Annotated in this window: 19 protein-coding genes; 12 read left to right on the top strand and 7 right to left on the bottom strand. The window is 64.7% G+C overall.

Annotation, left to right across the window (positions count from 1 at the left end; all coding sequences use genetic code 11):
- Positions 1 to 19 precede the first annotated feature (19 nt).
- The 4 genes from ACOGI7_RS09975 (at position 20) to ACOGI7_RS09960 (ending at position 3,179) form a co-directional block, all read left to right on the top strand.
- A complete protein-coding gene (locus tag ACOGI7_RS09975) occupies positions 20 to 1,009 on the top strand; it encodes a heme/hemin ABC transporter substrate-binding protein (protein WP_419848609.1) in 990 nt (329 codons plus the stop codon).
- A gap of 52 nt (positions 1,010 to 1,061) precedes the next feature.
- Positions 1,062 to 1,388, top strand: coding sequence for an antibiotic biosynthesis monooxygenase family protein (locus ACOGI7_RS09970; protein WP_419848608.1), 327 nt, complete (start codon positions 1,062 to 1,064; stop codon positions 1,386 to 1,388).
- Complete coding sequence (locus ACOGI7_RS09965) at positions 1,385 to 2,089, top strand: hypothetical protein (protein WP_419848607.1); 705 nt, start codon at positions 1,385 to 1,387, stop codon at positions 2,087 to 2,089. Before ACOGI7_RS09970 ends, ACOGI7_RS09965 begins: the two co-directional genes overlap by 4 nt.
- A gap of 76 nt (positions 2,090 to 2,165) precedes the next feature.
- Complete coding sequence (locus ACOGI7_RS09960; protein ID WP_419848606.1) at positions 2,166 to 3,179, top strand: LLM class flavin-dependent oxidoreductase; 1,014 nt, start codon at positions 2,166 to 2,168, stop codon at positions 3,177 to 3,179.
- Here ACOGI7_RS09960 and ACOGI7_RS09955 read toward each other — a convergent pair.
- Entirely contained in the window at positions 3,176 to 4,159 is a 984-nt protein-coding gene (locus ACOGI7_RS09955; RefSeq protein ID WP_419848605.1) for a hypothetical protein, read from the bottom strand. The two genes, ACOGI7_RS09960 and ACOGI7_RS09955, sit on opposite strands and share 4 nt — an antisense overlap.
- 105 nt (positions 4,160 to 4,264) lie before the next feature.
- Here ACOGI7_RS09955 and ACOGI7_RS09950 point away from each other — a divergent pair, with 105 nt between their 5' ends.
- The 4 genes from ACOGI7_RS09950 to ACOGI7_RS09935 all read left to right on the top strand — a co-directional run bounded on the left by ACOGI7_RS09950 (position 4,265) and on the right by ACOGI7_RS09935 (position 7,969).
- Positions 4,265 to 5,050 carry an SDR family NAD(P)-dependent oxidoreductase gene (locus ACOGI7_RS09950; RefSeq protein WP_419848604.1) on the top strand — a complete coding sequence of 262 codons (786 nt, stop codon included), beginning with the start codon at positions 4,265 to 4,267 and terminating at the stop codon, positions 5,048 to 5,050.
- Positions 5,051 to 5,117: 67 nt separating this feature from the next.
- The gene (gene tcmP, locus ACOGI7_RS09945; protein ID WP_419848603.1) at positions 5,118 to 6,047 is read left to right on the top strand and encodes a three-Cys-motif partner protein TcmP; all 930 of its coding nucleotides are present in this window, start codon (positions 5,118 to 5,120) and stop codon (positions 6,045 to 6,047) included.
- Positions 6,048 to 6,074: 27 nt separating this feature from the next.
- Positions 6,075 to 6,821 carry a DUF5131 family protein gene (locus tag ACOGI7_RS09940; protein WP_419848602.1) on the top strand — a complete coding sequence of 249 codons (747 nt, stop codon included), beginning with the start codon at positions 6,075 to 6,077 and terminating at the stop codon, positions 6,819 to 6,821.
- Between the two features lie 68 nt (positions 6,822 to 6,889).
- Positions 6,890 to 7,969: a hypothetical protein gene (locus ACOGI7_RS09935; RefSeq protein ID WP_419848601.1), complete on the top strand. Its 1,080-nt coding sequence runs from the start codon at positions 6,890 to 6,892 to the stop codon at positions 7,967 to 7,969.
- A gap of 33 nt (positions 7,970 to 8,002) precedes the next feature.
- Here ACOGI7_RS09935 and ACOGI7_RS09930 read toward each other — a convergent pair whose 3' ends face one another.
- Positions 8,003 to 10,405: a CaiB/BaiF CoA transferase family protein gene (locus tag ACOGI7_RS09930; RefSeq protein WP_419848600.1), complete on the bottom strand. Its 2,403-nt coding sequence runs from the start codon at positions 10,403 to 10,405 to the stop codon at positions 8,003 to 8,005.
- A gap of 59 nt (positions 10,406 to 10,464) precedes the next feature.
- Here ACOGI7_RS09930 and ACOGI7_RS09925 point away from each other — a divergent pair, with 59 nt between their 5' ends.
- Entirely contained in the window at positions 10,465 to 10,869 is a 405-nt protein-coding gene (locus ACOGI7_RS09925) for a nuclear transport factor 2 family protein (RefSeq protein WP_419848599.1), read from the top strand.
- A gap of 3 nt (positions 10,870 to 10,872) precedes the next feature.
- On the opposite strand, the gene ACOGI7_RS09920 is transcribed toward ACOGI7_RS09925, so the two are convergent.
- The 4 genes from ACOGI7_RS09920 to ACOGI7_RS09905 all read right to left on the bottom strand — a co-directional run bounded on the left by ACOGI7_RS09920 (position 10,873) and on the right by ACOGI7_RS09905 (position 14,497).
- Entirely contained in the window at positions 10,873 to 11,760 is an 888-nt protein-coding gene (locus ACOGI7_RS09920) for a DUF6159 family protein (RefSeq protein ID WP_419848598.1), read from the bottom strand.
- A 45-nt stretch (positions 11,761 to 11,805) separates the two neighbouring features.
- The gene (locus ACOGI7_RS09915; RefSeq protein WP_419848597.1) at positions 11,806 to 12,711 is read right to left on the bottom strand and encodes a DUF6159 family protein; all 906 of its coding nucleotides are present in this window, start codon (positions 12,709 to 12,711) and stop codon (positions 11,806 to 11,808) included.
- A 164-nt stretch (positions 12,712 to 12,875) separates the two neighbouring features.
- Positions 12,876 to 13,973, bottom strand: coding sequence for a hypothetical protein (locus ACOGI7_RS09910; RefSeq protein ID WP_419848596.1), 1,098 nt, complete (start codon positions 13,971 to 13,973; stop codon positions 12,876 to 12,878).
- A complete protein-coding gene (locus ACOGI7_RS09905; RefSeq protein ID WP_419848595.1) occupies positions 13,970 to 14,497 on the bottom strand; it encodes a UGSC family (seleno)protein in 528 nt (175 codons plus the stop codon). Before ACOGI7_RS09905 ends, ACOGI7_RS09910 begins: the two co-directional genes overlap by 4 nt.
- A 24-nt stretch (positions 14,498 to 14,521) precedes the next feature.
- On the opposite strand from ACOGI7_RS09905, the gene ACOGI7_RS09900 reads away from it, so the two are divergent.
- The 3 genes from ACOGI7_RS09900 to ACOGI7_RS09890 are packed head-to-tail and all read left to right on the top strand — an operon-like array spanning position 14,522 to position 18,138.
- Positions 14,522 to 16,111, top strand: coding sequence for a PQQ-binding-like beta-propeller repeat protein (locus ACOGI7_RS09900; RefSeq protein WP_419851495.1), 1,590 nt, complete (start codon positions 14,522 to 14,524; stop codon positions 16,109 to 16,111).
- 21 nt (positions 16,112 to 16,132) lie between these two features.
- Entirely contained in the window at positions 16,133 to 17,272 is a 1,140-nt protein-coding gene (locus tag ACOGI7_RS09895; RefSeq protein ID WP_419848594.1) for an epoxide hydrolase family protein, read from the top strand.
- A 29-nt stretch (positions 17,273 to 17,301) separates the two neighbouring features.
- Positions 17,302 to 18,138 carry an NAD(P)-dependent oxidoreductase gene (locus tag ACOGI7_RS09890; RefSeq protein WP_419848593.1) on the top strand — a complete coding sequence of 279 codons (837 nt, stop codon included), beginning with the start codon at positions 17,302 to 17,304 and terminating at the stop codon, positions 18,136 to 18,138.
- Positions 18,139 to 18,177: 39 nt separating this feature from the next.
- On the opposite strand, the gene ACOGI7_RS09885 is transcribed toward ACOGI7_RS09890, so the two are convergent.
- Complete coding sequence (locus ACOGI7_RS09885) at positions 18,178 to 19,041, bottom strand: MaoC/PaaZ C-terminal domain-containing protein (RefSeq protein ID WP_419848592.1); 864 nt, start codon at positions 19,039 to 19,041, stop codon at positions 18,178 to 18,180.
- Positions 19,042 to 19,065: the final 24 nt, after the last annotated feature.

The raw sequence follows: 19,065 nt of genomic DNA, 5'->3' as shown, positions 1-19,065 counted from the left end.
GCATACCTAACATCCGGGCATGGCCGGAGGTTCAATAGTGGGTCGGGCGTTGTTGGGAGCAGTCTTGGTCCTCGCTTCGACCGGGTGTGTAGAGAACAGCTCTGCTTCGGTCGAGACACCCGAGTCCAGCGACGGGGTAACTCTGCCGGTAACGGTGGTGGACGAGACCGGAGCGGAGATCACCGTCGAGTCCATCGAGCGGATCATCCCCCTCGATGGCGATGTGGCTGAGGTGGTCTTCGCCCTCGGACTGGGCGACAACGTCGTGGCCACTGACTTGTCGGCTACCTACCCACCCGAAGCCGATGCCCTTCCCGAGATCGGCTACCAGCGAGCCCTGGCAGCCGAGACGGTGGCCTCGTTCGCTCCCACCGTCCTCTTGGCCACCGATATCGCTGGACCGCCCGAGGCGCTGGACGATATGCGCCGACTCGGCTATCCCCTGGTCATCCTGCCCAACGAGGCCACCCCGACCGGCGCTGGACTGAAGATCAGGGCGGTGGCCGCGGCCCTGGGCATTCCCCAGCGGGGTGAGGAGATGGCCGATGCTCTTGACGCCGCCATAGCAGAGGCCACCGTGCCGCCCGACTATGACGGCGACCGCCCCCGAGTGGTGGCTCTCTATGTGCGGGGCACGGTGGCGCAGCTGGTGCTGGGCGAATCGGCCAACACCCGCTGGCTCATCAACTCGGCCGGGGGAGTGGATGTCTCCGAGGAAATGGGGATCGACGACAACGCGCCCATATCCGCCGAAGCCATCTTGGCCGCAGCACCCGATGTGCTGCTGGTGCCCGAAGCCGGACTCGAATCAGTGGGAGGCGTGGACGGTCTTCTGGAGATTGGAGGGCTTGGCCAGACCCCCGCCGGGCTCAACCGACAGGTGTTGGCCTACGACGACCAGCTCCTGTTGGGCAACGGTCCTCGGACAGCCGAAATGCTCGCCCGGCTTCGCGACGACCTGGGCGCCGTGATTGTGACGGCGCCCACCGATCCAAAGGAGGATTCATGACCACCCGGAACTTCGACATTTCACATCCAACCAACACCAAGGAGAACAACCAATGAGCATCGTGCGAATCAACGCCATCACTGTCCCGGAAGGGGCAGGCGACGAACTGCTGCGCCGTTTCGAGCAACGAGTCGGCGAAGTGGAGACCATGGCCGGTTTCGAGGGGTTTGAGCTCCTTCGGCCAGCCGAGGGAAATACCTGGTACGTGTACACCCGCTGGGCCAGCGAAGAGGAATTTCTGGCCTGGGTGCGGTCGCCGGCTTTTGCCCGAGGCCACACCGAGGCTAGACAGCAGCCGGTAGCCCATGGGGCCGAACTGCTGAGTTTCGACGTGGTGCTGGCTGCTGGTCCGTCTGTTGCTGAGGGAGCGGGTCAATGACAGCCAAGCGCGGCACAACTCGGTTCTGGAAAAGGGGCATGGCCAAGTGGGCAGTGGTGTTCTTGGCGGTGGCGCTGGTCGCCGCCGCCTGTGGTGACGACGGAGGGGACCCGGCCAGGGTCACCGATGTGTTGAACCCGTCAGGCACACCGGGGGCATCGGCGTCGCCCAGTGCGTCGGCCACCCCGCACGGTTCGGCCACCCCGTACGCGTCGGCCACGCCCTATGGGTCGGCGACGCCCACCGTCCATGCGACGGCCACGGCGACGCATACTCCGACCGCTGCTGCAACGCCCACTGCCACCCCCGTCGCGACGCCGACCGCGTCCATGACTCCCACGGCCGCGGCTCCATCGGGTGCAGCCTCAGATGATCAGGCGGCCATGGATGCGTGGGCGGTGGTTTTCGACTCTACTGTCGAGTTTGCCGACAAGGCGCCTCACCTGGAGGATGCCGCTGCCCTGGAGTCGAGCAATGCCGCCTATGCCGCGTCTGGCGAAGGCTTGGGCGGGGTCAGCTTGGAGCCCACCGCGGTGGAGATCAACGGCGACCAAGCCACCGTCACCTACAACGTCTTGTTCGGAGGCACTCCCGCCTATACCGACCTGACGGGAGAGATCCAGCGGGTGGATGGAACATGGACAGTCAGCCGAGAGGCGTATTGCGGGTTCTTGGCCTCGGCCCGTACCCCGTGCTCTTGAGCTGACCCGGTTCGGGCAGGCCGGTCTGGGTGTGGCCGGCCTGCCCTCATCCGCCTCCGTGCTACCGTGCCCGGCGGTGAGCGTCACCCTCGAAGCGGAGATCAGCCCCGGGATGAGCACAGCAGACGCGGTGGGGCTGGCTCGATTGGCAGAAGAGGCTGGCTTCGCCCGACTGGGCATCTCCGATGTGGTGTTCTGGCCCGACTGCTTCATGCTTCAGGCCTTGTGCGCGCAGGCCACCCGTCGCATCTCCGTGGGCGCCATGGTCACCAACCCCTACACCCGGCATCCGGTGGTGCTGGCCGGGGCGCTGGCCACCCTCGACGACATCGCCCCCGGCCGGGCATTCTGCGGACTGGGGGTGGGGGCCGGCCTGGAGCCGCTGGGCATCGACTACCCCAAACCGGTGGCTGCTCTTCGTCAAGCGGTGGCCGACATCCGCACACTGTTGGCTGGCGGAGAGGTCGGCGGGGAGCGCCTGATCCACCCGGCCGCGCACCCCGTTCCCATCTCGATCGGCACCCGCAGTCCTCAAGTCATGCGCCTGGCTGGCGAGGTGGCCGATATCGCCCTGGTCGGCGGTCGCTTTCTGTCGGCCGATCTGGCTGACACCTACCGGACGTGGCTGGCCGAGGGCGCAGCCCGGGCCGGGCGCACAGTGGACGACTTCGAAACCGCCCCTCGCCTCACGCTGTGCTGCTCAGCCGACGGCGATCTGGCCCGGCGCAGCGTCAAGCGCTACGCCGCCCACTATCTCACCATCATCCGCCCGCCTGAGCTGGATGTATCCCCCGATCGCATGGCCGCCATCGAGGCCGCTCTGGCCCGCAGCCGAGGCTGGTACTTCGACCACAACCGATTCGACGACCCTGCGCTGCACGATCTGATCGACGACCGTCTGGTGGAAGCCTTCACCATCGTCGGCACCCCCGAGGAGTGTGCCAACCAGCTGGCCGGCGTGCTCGACATGGGGTTCGCCAGCGCCAGCCTGAATCTGGCGGCCACCGCCCGCTCGACCGCCGCCGAGGGCCTGGCGGAGACCATCACCAGCTTTGCCCCGGTGGTGGCTGCGCTCTCGGATTCTGGCTAGAGGCCGGTCAGCCGGCTGAGTGCCTGGCGGTAGAAGCCCAGGGCCACGCCGCAGGGATTGGGGTCACCCTCAATGGCCGCGTAGGGCAGCGACGCCCCGGTGAACGCAGTGTCGTTCCAGAACGGGTCGCCGTGATCGATCGGCCCCCACGGCCCCACATACAGGTAGGGCTCGGGGTGAGCGGCGTCTCCGGGCGATGCCCCATAGGTGGCCCGGGTCACAGGCTCGGACTCGGCTTCGCCGATCTCCACTGCCAAGTCGAAGTGGCCAGGCCACAGCTGCACCCGGCTGGGGTCGGGGGCTCCGGGAGTGCAGCGCAACTCTTCCAGCGCCGCGGTGGCCATCCCGAACCAGTCGCCGATGAACGCCACTAGCTCCTCGTCTACCGTCAGCGGGCGATCCAAGTCGCCCAGCGCCACGGTGTCGTGCTCGGCCTGGTCGCTGGTCGCTTCGACGCCTAGGAAATCGGCGGCTGCGGCCAGCGTGGTAATCGTCTCAGCCTCCACCCTGTCGCCGTGCTGCCTCACCAAGAGGCGCCCTTCCACTCGTACCTGGATGTCGTCGCCGAAGAACGGAGTGCCGAAGCCGCCCAGAGTCCAGCGCAGGCCGAACTTCCCGTTGGCCGCCTTGCGGGTGTTGGACACCACGCCGTAGGCCAGACGGTGAAGGTCGTCGCGCCGCACCGGATAGTGATCGGGCACTCCCACTAGCGGCTGGTAGTTGGCCAGCCATCGGGGCCGGCAGAAATCAGCCACCGTCTCGTCGGCGGCGGCCAGATCGGCCCAGCGGAGGTCGCCAGCGCTGGTCGGGGTCACCACCCTGGCGGTCGTCTGTTCACGGTTGCCCACCGCGGCAGGGTCGTCGGCATACCAGGGACCGGTGACGTCGGCGGGCGGAGACGGCTCCAGCACTCTGGTAGTTAGACCCTCGCCCACGATGGCATCGGCCTCAGCCTGGGGGTTTCGGTATCGAGGTGTCATTCCACATTGAAAAATATCGGCGAATAGTCTCAATCACACCGCAATCTGCCAACGACAGAAACAGCCGGTAAAGTCTCGCCGTCGATAATGACTGGGAGGTCACTCATGGGAAGACTGGACGGCAAAGTTGCTCTGGTAACCGGTGGTGGGGGCGGGATAGGCACGGCCATCAGCGTGTTGTTCGCCAGCGAGGGCGCCAAGGTAGTGGTGCAGGACTTGAACGAGGCGGCTGCCGCGGCCACCGTCGATCAGGTGATCGCCAACGGTGGCGAGGCCATGAGCGCAGCCTGCGACGTGTCCGACAGCAAGGCCATCGAGGCCATGTTCGCCGACATCGACGACCGCTTCGGCCCGGTCACCGTGCTGGTGAACAACGCCGGCGTCGACAGCACCCCCGGTGACGGCTCCGGGGAGGGCAACACCGGCGGCGACCGCCAGATCGTGGACATGAGCGACGACGGCTGGCAGCGAATGCTCGACATCCATCTCAACGGCGCCTTCTACTGCACCCGGGCCATGTTGTCCCGGATCATCGACACCGACCTCAAGGGCTCGGTTGTCTGCATGTCGTCCATCGCCGGACTAGCCGGGTGGGGGCCGATTCACTACGCCACCGCCAAGGCCGGTCTGCTGGGTTTCATGCGGGCCATGGCCCGGTTCTGCGCCCCCCACGGCATCCGGGCCAACGCAGTGTGCCCCGGCGTGATCGACACCCCGATGGTGGCGGGGGTAGACGCCGACATGATCGAAGGCCTCAAGATGATCACCCCCGCCGGCCGTATCGGCCAGCCCGAAGACATCGCCTACGCGGCCCTCTACCTGGCCTCCGACGAGAGCGATTTCGTAACCGGCGAAACCATCACCCCCAACGGAGGCCTAGTCATCGGCTGACCGGGCTGCTGGCCGATGTTGTCACTCTCCCTGGGTACCTTGTGCTGTCCTCAGCACAGGAGGTTCCATGCGAGAGTGGAAAGGGCATTCGTACGAGAAGATCTCAATCCTCGGTGACTATCTACCGGTATTTACTCAGGCCACCCAAAGAGCGCGCAATCGGGTGTACATCGATGCCTTTGCCGGTGATCCAAAAAATCTCATTAAAGGGACGGATCGAGAATTCCCTGGGTCACCGGAATTGGCACTCGAGGCGATGCCGCCGTTCACTCATCTCCGTTTCTTTGAGATGAATCAGAATCGAGTTCTAGGGCTAGAGAAGTTGGCCTCTGGCCGCAGCAATCAAGATGTGCAGGTCATCGCAGGGGACTGCAACAAGGAGATGGCTCGCGTACTACAAGAGCTTCCAGCGAAGGCTCCAACATTTGCATTTCTCGACCCTGATGGGATGGAGTTGCACTGGTCGACCATTCGAGCGCTATCCGACCACAAGCGTGCATACGCAGAAAGATCGAACGGCACAAAGGTGGAAATGTGGATCCTCTTTTGCACATCGGGCATTGTGCGTATGTTGGGTTCGAACCGCAAAGAAGCGGTGAAGCGCGAGTATCCACAGAAAGTCGCAGAACTGTACGGGGCCTGGGGGCCTTGGGAGAGAATCTGGGAAGCCCGACTGTCAGGTGAACTCGAGCCTGGGCATGCCAAGAAGGCATACCTTTATCTCTACATGGACCGCCTAGCAGGCTTGGGCTACAAGCATCTGCTTGTCCGGCCAATCGTACCCAACAAGCGGAATGAGCTGTATGCGATGATCTTCGTGACCGACAGCCCCGCAGGCAAGTCGATCATGAGTTGGGCCCAGGAGAAGGATCGTGTTCAGCCCGAAGCGGGCACTCTGTTCGATGCCGAGGAGACTCGACAACAGTATGAAGATCTCCACACAGGCTGGCGAGACGAACTCCCGTTCGAGTTGCCGGAGTGGGAGGATGTCGCATGAGCCGAAGCAAAGACCCGCGTGTTTCCCATGGCTGAGTCGGCCATCGAGTGGACCGATGCCACTTGGAATCCCACCACCGGCTGCGACCGGGTCTCGCCGGGTTGCGACAACTGCTACGCCCTGAAGATGGCCGGTCGGCTCAAATTGATGGGCCAGGCAAAGTACCAGGCCGATGGCGATCCGAGGACCAGCGGCCCTGGCTTTGGACTGACCTGCCACCCGGAGACGCTGGTCTTGCCTACGACTTGGACAAAGCCCCGCATGATCTTTGTCAACTCCATGAGTGATCTCTTCCATGAGGGTGTACCAGTGGAGTTCATCAGGGATGTGCTTGAGGTCATGAGAGACACTCCGGACCACATCTACCAAGTGCTGACCAAGCGTTCACACCGGCTTGTGCAACTCAGCAATGCTCTGGAATGGCCATCCAACGCATGGGTAGGAGTCAGTGTGGAATCTGCTCGCTACCTGTTCCGAGTGAGGCATTTGCAGGAGGTAGCTGCTCATGTCCGTTTCGTCAGCGCCGAACCGCTTCTTGGGGCGCTGGGAGCCTTTGACCTCACCGGCATCGACTGGCTGATCGCTGGCGGCGAGAGCGGTGTTGGCGCTAGGCCCATGTCGACCGAATGGGTAACCGATCTCCGCGACCGCTGCGTCGACGCCGGAGTCCCCTTCTTCTTCAAGCAGTGGGGCGGTCGCTCGCCCAAGGCCGGTGGTCGCCATTTGGACGGTCGGACCTGGGACCAATACCCGCTGACCGCTCTGGCCAGCTGAGAATGGCCAGGCACCGGTAGCGCGCTACCCTGTTGGGCCGTCTACATTCTGTTTCAAAGCGAGGACCGATGACCCTACAAGAGAGACTGGAGAAGATTCGCTCGTCGCCAGAACCTCAAAACGAGGAGTCGGCCAAGTTAAAGGTCTTGGCACCTATCCTCCAGGATTTGGGATGGGACCCATATGGCCCTGAAGTCCTATATGAGTATTCCGTCGGGGGCGGGGGCAGCGGTCGGGTCGATATTGCACTTAGGGGGACGACTGGGATTGTCGCCATGATTGAGGCGAAAGCTCCAAATTCGAAGTTGGACAGTCACGTTTCTCAAGTGCTCGGCTATGCATTTCATGAGGGGGTGGACATCTGCGTACTAACGACTGGGTTGGAGTGGTGGCTTTATCTCCCAAGAGAGTCCGGTGACCCAGCAAAACGAAGATTTGCAGTGTTAAAGCTGAATGAGGATCCTCTTGAGCAATTGGCAGATGACTTGAGCGCTTTTTTGAGCAAGGAGAACCTGGTCGGCGGCCAAGCACTACAACGAGCGAAGTTGGTACTCAAAGCAAGCCTAGAAACTGCAAGACTCAATAAGGAAATACCGGGCATCTGGGCTCATATGCTGAGCGCGCCTGACGACGAACTGGTGGAGCTTTTGAGCAAGAGGGTATATGAGAATACCAACTTAAGGCCCGCCAGAAGGCAGGTTGTGGAAGCATTGCAACGTTCTCCTCAACCTTCATTGCCAACTCCAAGCGACCGAACTATGAATGCCCCTGCCACTACTAGCTCTTCATCAAGAGATACTAAGAAAAAGTCGCCAATCAAACAACTTCCGACGGCTATAGAGCTGTGGGGACATAGGTATCCAGTGCGAATATGGAAGGATATCACTCGCATAGTGGCAGAAGTACTCTATGAGAGGCATTCCCACGAATTTCAAAAAATGTTAGACCTCAAGGGAAGAATGCACCCATATGTGGCTCGAAATCCACAAATGTTGAAGGTTCCCAAGCCTAACTCATACTATGAGATCGGCTCCACGGGGTACTACATCGATGTCCACCTTAGTGCTGAGCACTGTGTCAAGAGAGCACAGTTATTCTTGGACTGTTTCGGATATTCGTCTTCGGAATTAAGAATACACTTTGAATAGACTGCAGCACTAACCTGATTTGGCGGGCGCCAATCAGTCCTCGGGTAGGGGGACTTCTAGGGCGCCCATCTCGACAAGGCGTTCGACTTCGGCGGGGTCCATGTTGAGTTCTTCGGTGCAGATTTGGCGGGTGTGCTCGCCGAGTAGGGGGGCGGCGTGGACTGGGGGGGTGGGCATCTCGCTGCCGTAGAAGCAAGGGCCTTCCAGAACCAGGTCGCCGGCGCCGGGTTGGAAGACCTCCAACGGGAAGCCTCTCTGGGTGAGCTGGGGATCGGTCATGTGGTCGAGGGCGGTGAGCATGGCTGAGCCGGGGACGCCGACAGCCTGACACGCCTCCTGGACCTCCAGCGGTGAGAGGTTGGCCGTCCACTCGGCTACACCGGCGTTGACTGCTTCCCGGGCGGCCAAACGGCCTTCAGCGGTTCCGTAGGCCGGGTGATCGGCCCAGGCCGGGTTGCCCATGGCCTGCTTTAGCGCGGCCCAGTCGGCGTCGTGGCGCACACACACCACGCTCCACTGCTGGTCGCCGTCGCACTGGAACACTCCCCAGGGGGCGCCTTGGTCGGAGTCGTTGCCCACCGGCTGCACCGAGCCGGGGCTGAGCGACTCGGCCATGAACAGATCGCCCAGTGTGTTGACCAATGCCTCGGCCTGGCTGATCTCGGCTTGCGCCCCATCGCCGTCCCGGCGGTCTCGGCTCAACAGGCCGACCAGCGCGCCCAGAGCGCACAGCCGTCCGGCCAGGTGGTCGGGGTGTATGGCGTTGGACCCCGGCGGCGGGTCGCCGTCGGTGAAGTTCCACAGGTACTTGATGCCCCCCACTGTCTGGATGGTGGGCCCGTAGCCAATCCAGTCGGCATAGGCCCCGGTGGAGCCCATGAGCTGGCTGCTGGCCATGCACACGCCGGGATTGAGCTCTTTGAGCGTCTCGTAGCCCACCCCCATGGCGTCCATGGTGCCGGTGGAGTTGTTCTCGATCACGATGTCGGCCGTCTTCACCAACTCCTTCAGCACCGCCAGGCCCTCGGGGATCTTGGAGTTGACCCCGAAGCTGCGCTTGGTGCGGCTCGACGAGGCGAACGACGCCGTCATCTCGGTTCCGATGACCAGCCGCATGAAATCGGGATAGGTACGGGTTTCGATCTTGATGACGTCGGCCCCGTATTCGGCCAGCATCCGGCCGCCCTCCACGCCCACGCCGCCGTGGCCGAAGTCCAGCACCCGCAGCCCAGCCAGCGGTTGGGCCGTCTCGCCGGGGGCCGGGACCGGCCCGCGGGGTTCGGCGACTACGGCCTCGGCGGTCACTTCGGCGTTGTGCTCACCCGCCGATGGCGCACCGAAGCGGAACCCCTGGCGCTGTCGGTTGATCTCCATGAACCCCGAGGCGGTTGCTGCTTCGATGCCGGGGGCCACTTCCATCGGCACGAACGTCGACCGGGAGACGTAGTGCTCGTTCACCAGGATGTCGGACGGCTTGAGCATCGGAGTGACCACCACGCCCCGGCGCTGGGCCTCGGCCGCGGCTTCCTCCATCATCATCGGGGCGAAGTGCTCAGCGATCACCGGGTTCAACACGTCGCCGTTCATGATCCGGGTAATGGTCTGGCTCCACATCTCGTCGGCGAACGCCTCGGGGCGGCCCATCCACTCCCACAGTGCAAACCACTGGCGGGGGCTGAGGATCACCATGGTGATGAAGCCATCGGACGTTTCGAACAGGGGATACACCACGGTGGTTCCCGACCGGACGATGGGAGGGTCCATTCCCGCGTCGAGGGTGGGCTGCATGTTGGCCAGCTGCCAGGTGTTGAGGTGGATGGCCGCCTCCAGCACCGAGAAGTCCAGGTGCTGGCCCCGCCCAGTGCGCTGCTTGGCCACCAGCCCGATGGCCACAGCCAGCGCACCCACCACGCCGGCGGTGTCATAGGCGATTGCCCCAGGTATGAGCAGCGGCGGCTTCTCCGGGATGCCCGAGGCGGCCAGGTGTCCGCTCATGGCCTGGATCACCTCGTCGGTGGCCTCGAACTGGGCGTACGGCCCCTCTTGACCGAAGTCGGTGATTGACAGCACCAACAGGTGCTCGAACTCTGCGGACACATCCCGGGGGTCGAGCCCGTGAGGGGCCAGCGTCCCCGGTTTGGTGGATTCGATCCACACATCGGCGCTGGCCAGCAGCTCCCGCAACTGGGCCTGGCCATCGGCGGTGGTCACGTCCACGGTGATGCCCCGCTTGTTGAAGTTGCGGAAGGCGAAATACAGGCTGGTGTCGCCATCGGGAGCGAACGGGGGCATGCGCCGGGATTCGGCCCCGCCGGGCGGCTCCACCCGGATCACGTCGGCGCCGAAGTCGGCCAGCAGCCGACCGGCCAACTCGCCCTTGACGTCGGCCATGTCGATGACCCGGAGGCCGCTCAGCGGCAGTTCATTCGAAGACACGATCCGCGACACTACTGCCAGCTTTCCCACGGATTCGAAGAACGTGGTCAACTAGCGATATGAGCCAGCGGACCAACCTTGAAATTCTCCAGTCGGTGTTCGATTCCATGGGCAATGCCGATGCGGTGGTGGCCCATTACACCGACGACTACGTGATGGAGTTGCCCTACGCCCATCCCGACAAACCCGACCGGACCGAGGGCAAAGAGGCGGTGCGCCAGCGCCTGGTGGGCGCCTTCAAGGTGTTCCGCTTCAGCCTGCACATCACCGAGGTTTACCCCTGCGTTGATCCCGACCTCCTGATCGCCGAGTACACCAGCGAGGGCGAGGTGATCCCCACCGGGCGCCGCTACTCCAATCGCTATATCGGCCTGTGGCGCTTTCGCAACGGCAAGGTGTGCTTCACCCGGGAGTACCTCAACCCGGAGGCAGCTAAGGCCGCTCTGGCGCCAGTCGGCGACTAGCGGTTAGAACCTGCCGCCGCCGAGGCCCCCGCCACCGAAACCTCGCATCAGGGGGCCTTGGGACCGCTCGTGGAAGGTGTCGCTGATGCCGGAGTTCTCGAACCCCATGGGCACTTGGCCGGTGGTGGCGTAGAGATAGAGGGCCATCTGGAAGATGGCGGTGAGCGTGCTGATCACCACCGACACCAGGGCGATCCAGGCAAATCCGATGGTGATCCCGATCAATGCGCCAGCAGATCCCGCTGAAGCCCCGATGGCGATGATGATGATGCCCGGGATGGCGGCCACTAGGCCGATGATGCCGAACCCCACTTGGGCGATCAGGTTCTCGCCCCAAGTGTGGCGCAACAGCTCGCCGGAGCGGCTCAGCGACCGGAACGGCCCGGTTTGCTCCACCACCAGGATGGGCACCACCAAGAAAGTGAGCACCCCCCAGGCCATGTTGAGAAGGCTGCCGAGGATTCGGGCAACCATGTTATCCGAGCTCTGAATGGCTCGAATGATCATCCCGACGGTCAGCGCCAGAATCGCCCAGGGCACGATCACGTGCAGCCGGGAAAAGGCCCCCTTGATCGCGCTGGAGATGGTGGGGTCACCGCCGCTGAACCGCTCCCGGGCTCCCGACACCACCGCGGCGTTGAAGAACACGGTGATGACGGTGACGGCGAACAAAATGATGATGCCGCCGATCCACAGCATCGGGTCGCTGCCCGCACTGCTGCCGCCGTCGTCGATCCCGTCGGTAGAAAGCCAGATGGGGATGCCGATCGCGGCAACCACTGCCAACGAGGCCAGCGCTCCCAGAATCGGCAGGACGGCCAGTTCCCGATCATGTTGCAACACCGCCCATGAGGCCTTGGCAGTGTCCATAGTCCGTCGAAATCGACCCATGGGCAAAACGGTACCAGCGAAACCTGGTGTTTGAGGTAACTCCGATCAGGAAGCCTCTGGGTCTTGGGCCTTCCCTCGTGGCTTGCGAGTTCTTCGTTCGACTTTGAGGAAGCTGTAACCTGCGAACGCTTTCTCGAGGTCGGGACCTTGGTACTCACGAGGCACTTCGCCCGTGGTCACGTAGAGGTACAGCGCCATCTTGAATATGCCAACAATTGCCGACATGGCCACAATCACCACAAGCAGCCAGGCCACGCCGATTCCGATTCCGATAACAAGCGCCGCTGGATTCCCCAATCCGGCGAGCACTATGAGAGCGGCCAGCGCCAGTCCGGGCAAAGCGATGAGAAGGCCGATGAGGTCGAAGGCCACTTGGGCGATGAGGCTCTTTCCCCAGGTCTTGCGGAAGAGTTGGAAGGAGCGTTTGCACGAAGCAATCGGGCCGGTCTCTTCCACTACCAGAATTGGCACGACGAGGTAGGTGACGAAGTACCAAATGGACTCAAGCAGAACGGCCACGATCATTGTTCCGATGGCAGCGAAATGGCCGACCACGGGGATGTTGCGACCAGCCTGTTCCATGTAGCGGAAGATTCTGGGGAGCCGGTACAAGAGTTCGATGATCACTCCCACGATGCCGGCGAGGATGGCCCAGGGCACGATGATGTGGAGACGGGCATTGGCTGCCGATATGCAGCTTTCGAAGGTCGGAGTTCTGCCTTGGAACCGCTCCCAAGCCCCATAGGTCAGCGCGGCGGTGAAATAGATCGAGGCAAAGGTGCATAGCAGTACGGACGCCACGAGCCCGATCCATACGATTGGTTCAGCAACCCACTGGTCGGGGTCGTCAACCGTGCCGGAACTGAGGCCTGTTGTGGTGACCCAGACCACCACCCAGATGACAACGTTGATGACTACTGCTGCGGTCAAGCTCAGGGCTGGAAAAGCCATGAGGAACCTGTCGCGCTTCAACACCTCATATGAGGCTGATGCCAGGATTCTTGTCCGCCTCCAGGTGTCTCCCACGGACCGAACGGTTGGGTGCTGCCCCGCTCGCACAGAGGCTAAGGCTCTTGTCTGCCTCCAGGTCTCTCTCCGCTGGCTGAAGATGCCCATTACTCGGACCCTAGCAACGGAACGTCACAGGCTTGGTCGAGGTCGATCTCTACGGTGAGGTGGGTGTTGCCGTGGGGGCCGGCGCCCCAGGAGGGCATGACGGTGGAGTACAGGCCGGTGCCTCCGGCTACCAGGATGAGCAGGGCTTCGGGGCTGCTCAGAGCGTGGACCACCAGGTCGGGGTCGTCGCCCTGGTTGCGCTGGTGGCGATTGATGCCCGAACCCCGAGAGCGCACGGCGGACAGCTCCGACCAGGTGCGCTTGGCCCGCTGGTGGAGTGCTTCGGCGATGGAGGCCCGGTCGTGGCCCACGTCGGCCAAGGCCACAGCGTGGTCGGGGTTGAGCACCAACACCTGGGTGCCCCGGCCGAAGTGGGTGTTGTTGGCGCCCAGCCCCGACAGCGAGGCGGCCAGCACGTTGAGCAGGTGGTCGGCATACACCTCGGGGTCGTCGTCGGGGAAGCACAGCACCGAGTGAGGCCCTTCGGTGCAGGCCACGGTGACGGTGCTCTGGTCGATGTCATAGCCCAGCGAAGTGTGCAGTGGCGGCCAGGGGCTGGCCACCTCGTCTTCGCCCAGACAGAAGGTGAACTTGCCGGGGTGGCCCAGCAGGGCCATGTCGGAGGTGCCCGGGCGCCCGCCGCCGATGTTGATCATGGCCAATCGCACGGCCCGGCCGATGCTGGCGTTGCCCCGGTGGCCCGGGCCCAGCGCGCCGAACCCCGACGCGATGCCACAGGCGCTCACCGCAGGACCGTTCACGATGAGCAGCGGTCCCAGATTGTGGGTGGTGGCCTGCACCTCGGTCATGTCCAAGCGGGGGTCGCTCACTGCCCGCACGGCGGCCACCACCACCGGGAAGTGGTCGGGCAGACAGCCGGCCATCACCGCGGCGATGGCGGCCTTCTCCACGGTGGCCTCGCCCAGGTTGGGACCGAGTTGGCCCAGCGACACATCGCTGTCGAGGCCCGAGGCCAGCACCATCCGCTCCACCCGGTCGGGGGTGGGAATCACCACCGGCAGCCCGTCAGTGCAGCCCGAGTCGTGGAGCTGCTCGAGAGCGGCCTCCTCGGAGGCCGCAGTGAGCCGACGGCTCATCCGGCGGCGCCCAGCGCCTCGAGCACCTCGTCGGCGATGTCGTCGGCCACCATCTTGATGGCCTTCTCCCCAGTTCCGGCCACGGGATGGGGGAGGATCACCCGGGGAATGTCGGGCATTCCCGCCGACCGGGACACGAAGTCACCTTGGGGGGAGAACTTGGTGGTCACCAGGGCCACGGCCGGGGTGTCGCGGCGGGCGGCTTTGATGGCGTCACGCACGGTGCCGCTTGTGCAGCTTCCTCAATGCCCGTAGGCCGCCACTACCGCGTCGCAGGCGTCGGTGATCTCGCCCATGAGCTGGTCGTCGGCCACCATCGAGGCGTTGCCCTTGTTCCAGGCCCGAACCTCCACGTCGGGACGCACTCGGCGCAGGCTTTCGCCCACTGCATCCAAGAACGGGACTGAATCGGGGAATCCGTTGGCCAACAGCCCGATGGTGAGGGATCCGCCCCCCGCAGACAGTTCATAAGGGGTCACGGGTTCGCCTGGATCAGCCTGGGGGTCCAGATATTCGGTCTCCATGCCTCTACGGTAGTGCAAGTGCGGATGTGGAAGACATGGGCTGTGATTGCGGTGATCGCCGCCGCCATCGGAGTTGTGGCGGTGGTGGTGGATCGGCAGTTCTTCGGCGTCGACGATCCCGAGTTGACCACCATTGCGACCTCCAGGCCGCTGCCCCCGGCCGACCCGCCAACCTCTGCGCCGACACCTACCCTCCCGCCGCCTATCACCCCGCCTCCCACTGCTCCTCCGACTTCGACTGCCACCCCCACCCCTGTCCCCACTCCCACGCCGTATCCGGGTTGGGTGGACCCGGCCACCGCCTTTGAGCCGGTCAGCGGAATGCCCGGGCTGCTCACGTTCCGAGGCAACCCCACGCGCACCTTCTACGGCACCGGTCCGGCCCCCCGTTCGCCGGAGGTGCTGTGGCGGTTCACCGGCTCCGCCGAGCGGGATCTGTGCTCGCTCACCAGCTGGGAGGCCGGTGTCACCCTTTGGTGCGGGGCTGGTTGGACCGGCCAGCCGGCGGTGATCGAGTGGGACGAGCGCACCTGGGTGGTGGCGGGCACCTATACCCCCGGGGTCCATTTCCTAGACGCCGCCACCGGCGAGCAGATCCTGCCCGAGTTCGTGGTGGGCGACCTCGTCAAGGGGTCGGTGACCGTCGATCCCGACGGCTATCCCCTGGTGTACTTCGGCTCGCGGGACGATTACCTCAGGATCATCGCCTTCGACCGGGAAGAACCGGTCGAGTTGTGGTCGATGCACGCCACCGAGGTGTCCCCGGTGCTGTGGAACGACGACTGGGACGGCGCTGCCCTGGTGCTGGACGACTACCTGTTCCAAGGCGGGGAGAACAGCCATTTCTTCATCATCAAGCTGAACCGCGCGTTCGATCCCGACGGCCTGGTGGCCATCGATCCCGAGATCGTGTTCACCAGCCCCGGCTGGGACGACGAACTGCTCAATGCGGTGGGCGACGGCAACGTGTCCATCGAGGGGGGGATGACCATGATCGGCAACACCCTGTACTTCGCCAACTCCGGGGGGCTGGTGCAGGGTTGGGACATCGCCGGGCTGGAGCATGGCATCAACCCCGTGCGGGTGTTCCGCTACTGGGCGGGCGACGACGTGGACGCCACCGTGGTGGCCGACGCCGAGGGCTTCTTGTACGTCGGGGTGGAGTACGAGCGGGGCAATGCCCGCAGCCAGGAGCTGGGCCAGATGCTCAAGTTGGACCCCTCTGCTGAGGATCCCCTGGTATGGGGCACGGACCTCCGCAACACCGCCACCGACGGGGTGTGGGCCACCCCGGCGCTCACCGAAGAGATGGTCTACGTGCCCACCCACGCCGGTTTCTTGTACGGGTTGGACCGCGGCACCGGCGAAATCGTGTGGAGGAAGCGGATGACCGGTCCGGTGTGGTCATCGCCGGTGGTGATCGACGACGTGTTGATCCAAGGCGACTGCGCCGGAGTCCTCTACGGGCTCGACATCTCCCTGCCCTGGGTCGAGCCGCCCGAGCTGTGGCGGATTGAGCTGGACGGCTGTGTGGAGGCCACCCCCGCGGTGTGGGAGGGAGTCGTATACGTCGCCTCCCGAGGCGGCGGCTTCTACGCCATCGGCGACCGCTGACCGGCCAACTACCCTGACGCCGTGGCTGAGCCGTTTCGGATTGCTGTGCCCGATGAGGTGATCGATGACCTTCATCGGCGCCTGGACGCCACCCGGTGGCCCCAGACTCTGGACGGGGTGGGGTGGGACTACGGATCCGACACCGCCTTCATTGCCGACCTCTGCCGCCATTGGCGCCACGACTATGACTGGCGGGCCCACGAGGCCGCGCTCAACGAATTGCCCCAGTTCACCCAGCGCATCGACGGCATCGACATCCACTTCGTCCATGCCGAGGGCCGGGGCCCCGATCCGCTGCCGCTGGTCATCACCCACGGCTGGCCCAGCTGCTTCTGGGAGATGCACAAGGTGGTCGGCCCGCTGAGCGATCCCGGGGCCCACGGCGGCGACCCTGCCGATGCATTCCATGTGGTGGCCCCGTCGCTGCCCGGCTACGGGTTCTCGTCCCCGCCGTCGCAACCGGGGGCGTCGTCGGCCAAGGTGGCCGATATATGGGCCGAGTTGATGGCCGCCCTCGGCTATGGGCGCTTCGGCGCCCAAGGCGGCGACTGGGGCTCCGCGGTGAGCGCCGCGCTGGGCGCCATGCACCCCGACCGCATGATCGGCATCCACCTCAACATGGTGGCCCCGCCCATCGATGAGGCCGCGCTCACTGAAGAGCAGCGCCAGTGGTGGGAGGGCGTGAAGCAGTACCGCGACCGGGAGTGGGGCTACGTACACCTCCAGCGCACCAAGCCGCAGACCGCGGCGGTGGGACTCACCGACTCGCCCGCCGGCCTGGCCGCCTGGATCATCGAGAAGTGGTGGCGGTGGAGCGACATCGACGGCCCCGGCGGGCGGGATCTCACCCGGCGCTACACCCTCGACGAGCTCTGCACCCTGCTCACCATCTACTGGGCCACGGCCACCATCGGCCCGTCGATGCGCATGTACTACGAGAGCTTCGGGGCCGGCTCGGCGTTAAACCAGCCGCCGAGAATTACCGTGCCCACCGGGGTGGCGGTGTTCAACGAGAAGAACCGTCCGCCCCGCGAGCTGGCCGAGCCCTACTACAACATCACCCGGTGGACCGAGGTGGACGACGGCGGCCACTTCCCGGCCCTGGAGAATCCAAACAAGCTGGTGGAAGAGGTGCGGGCCTTCTTCCGACCGCTTCGCTGAAAGCCCCTGAGCAGAAAGAGAAGGATGCCATGACCCGACTGGGAATCATCGGACTGGGCGACATGGGCGGTGCCATCGCCGAGGGCGTGCTCACCGGCCAGTGGAACGACGAGGTGACCGTGTTCGGCTACGACGTCTCCGCCGAGGCCATGGAGCGGTTCACCGAGCTGGGCGGCACCCCGGCCGCCTCGGTGGGGGAGCTGGCCCGACAAGCAGATCTGGTGGCAGTGGTGGTGATCGACGACGTCCAGGTGCGCCAAGTGTGTCAGGGCGACGACGGGGCCATCGCCGGAGCCGCCGAGTCGGGGGCGTTGGTGGCCATCCACTCCACTGTGCTGCCCGCCACGGTGATCGATCTGGCGGCAGAGGCCGCCGCGGTCGGGGTGGCGCTGATCGATGCCCCGGTCACCGGTGGCACCCCGTCGGCTCGGAATCGCGACTTGGTGGTTCTATGCGGAGGCGACGCGGCCCACACTGAGCAGGGGCGGCCTCACTTCGAGCGCTACGGCGGGATGGTGGTGAACGTCGGTCCGCTGGGCGCGGCGCAGAAGGCCAAGGTGGCCCGCAATCTCATCACCTATGTCGAGTTTGCCGTGGCCTACGAGGCCATTGCCCTAGCCGCGGCCGCCGATGTGGACCTGAAGGCATTTGCCGAGATCGTGAGCTACTCCGACCGCAACATCGGCGCGCACGTGGGAGTGTTCAACCGGCCGCCCACCTATCCGCCCCCGGCTTTGGGGGGCAGCTTCACTCGAATCGCCCACAAAGACTTGGGGGGCGCGCTCGCGCTAGCCGAGGAGCTCGGCGTCGACTTGCCCATCACCGCGCTGGTCGACCAGAACATCGACGCCGCCTTCGGCAAGTAGCCGAGCCGCGGCTTCGGAGCCTGGGCCAAGCCCAAGCGCCTAGGCGAAGGTAACGGTCCCGGCGTCAAGCACCACCCGGTCGCCCACCCGGGTCTGGAAGCGGGCCGATCCGCCGCCCTCATCCCAGATGTGGACGTCGAGGGTCTCTCCCGGCAGCACCGGCGAGGAAAACCGCCCGTGCATGCTCTTGAAGCGGGCCGGATCGCTGGCGCACAGCGAGTGCAGCAGCGCTCGCCCGGTGAAGCCGTAGGTACACAAGCCGTGCAGGATGGGGGTGTCGAACCCACCGGCGGCGGCGAACGACGGGTCGGAGTGCAACGGGTTGCGGTCGCCGTTGAGCCGATACAGCAGGGCCTGGTCGGTGCGGGTCTGGTAGGTCACCACGTGGTCGGCGGCGCGCTCGGGCACCTTGGGCGGGCTGGCCGGGCCCCGGTCGCCGTCCCAGCCGCCTTCGCCCCGGATAAATAGCGAGGTGACGTTGGTGAACAGGGGTTGGCCGTCGGCGGTGTCGGTGACGTCGCTCTCCAGCACCACCAGGGCGGCTTTGCCCTTGTCGTAGATACCGGCGATTCGGCTGACCGAGCTGACCGTGGCCGCCACCGGAAGCGGCTTGTGGAGGGTGAACCCCTGCTCGCCGTGGACCAGAAGGGCCGGGTTGTAGGTGCCGATCTTGGCCATCGGGCTGTTGGCGCCGCCCACCCCGCCGCCCAGCACCACGCACATGGTGGGCAGGGCCTTCTGCTCCACGTCCTTGGTGTTCTCGGTGGTGAACTCCAGCTCGAACCCGGTGGGATCGCTCATTCCTGCGCCCACGCCCAGGGCATACAAAAGGGCGTCCTTCGACTTCCAGCTCGAGGTGCTCGGGTCGCTCTCGGCGCCGACAGCGGTTGGGTCGATGGGCATGGGGGCTCCTCGTGGGATAGGGGT

This window comes from Candidatus Poriferisocius sp., assembly GCF_965204145.1.
Classification (GTDB): Bacteria; Actinomycetota; Acidimicrobiia; order Acidimicrobiales; family Bin134; genus Poriferisocius.
The sequence above is the reverse complement of the archived record's forward strand: the minus strand, read 5'-3'. Positions and strand labels throughout refer to the sequence as shown.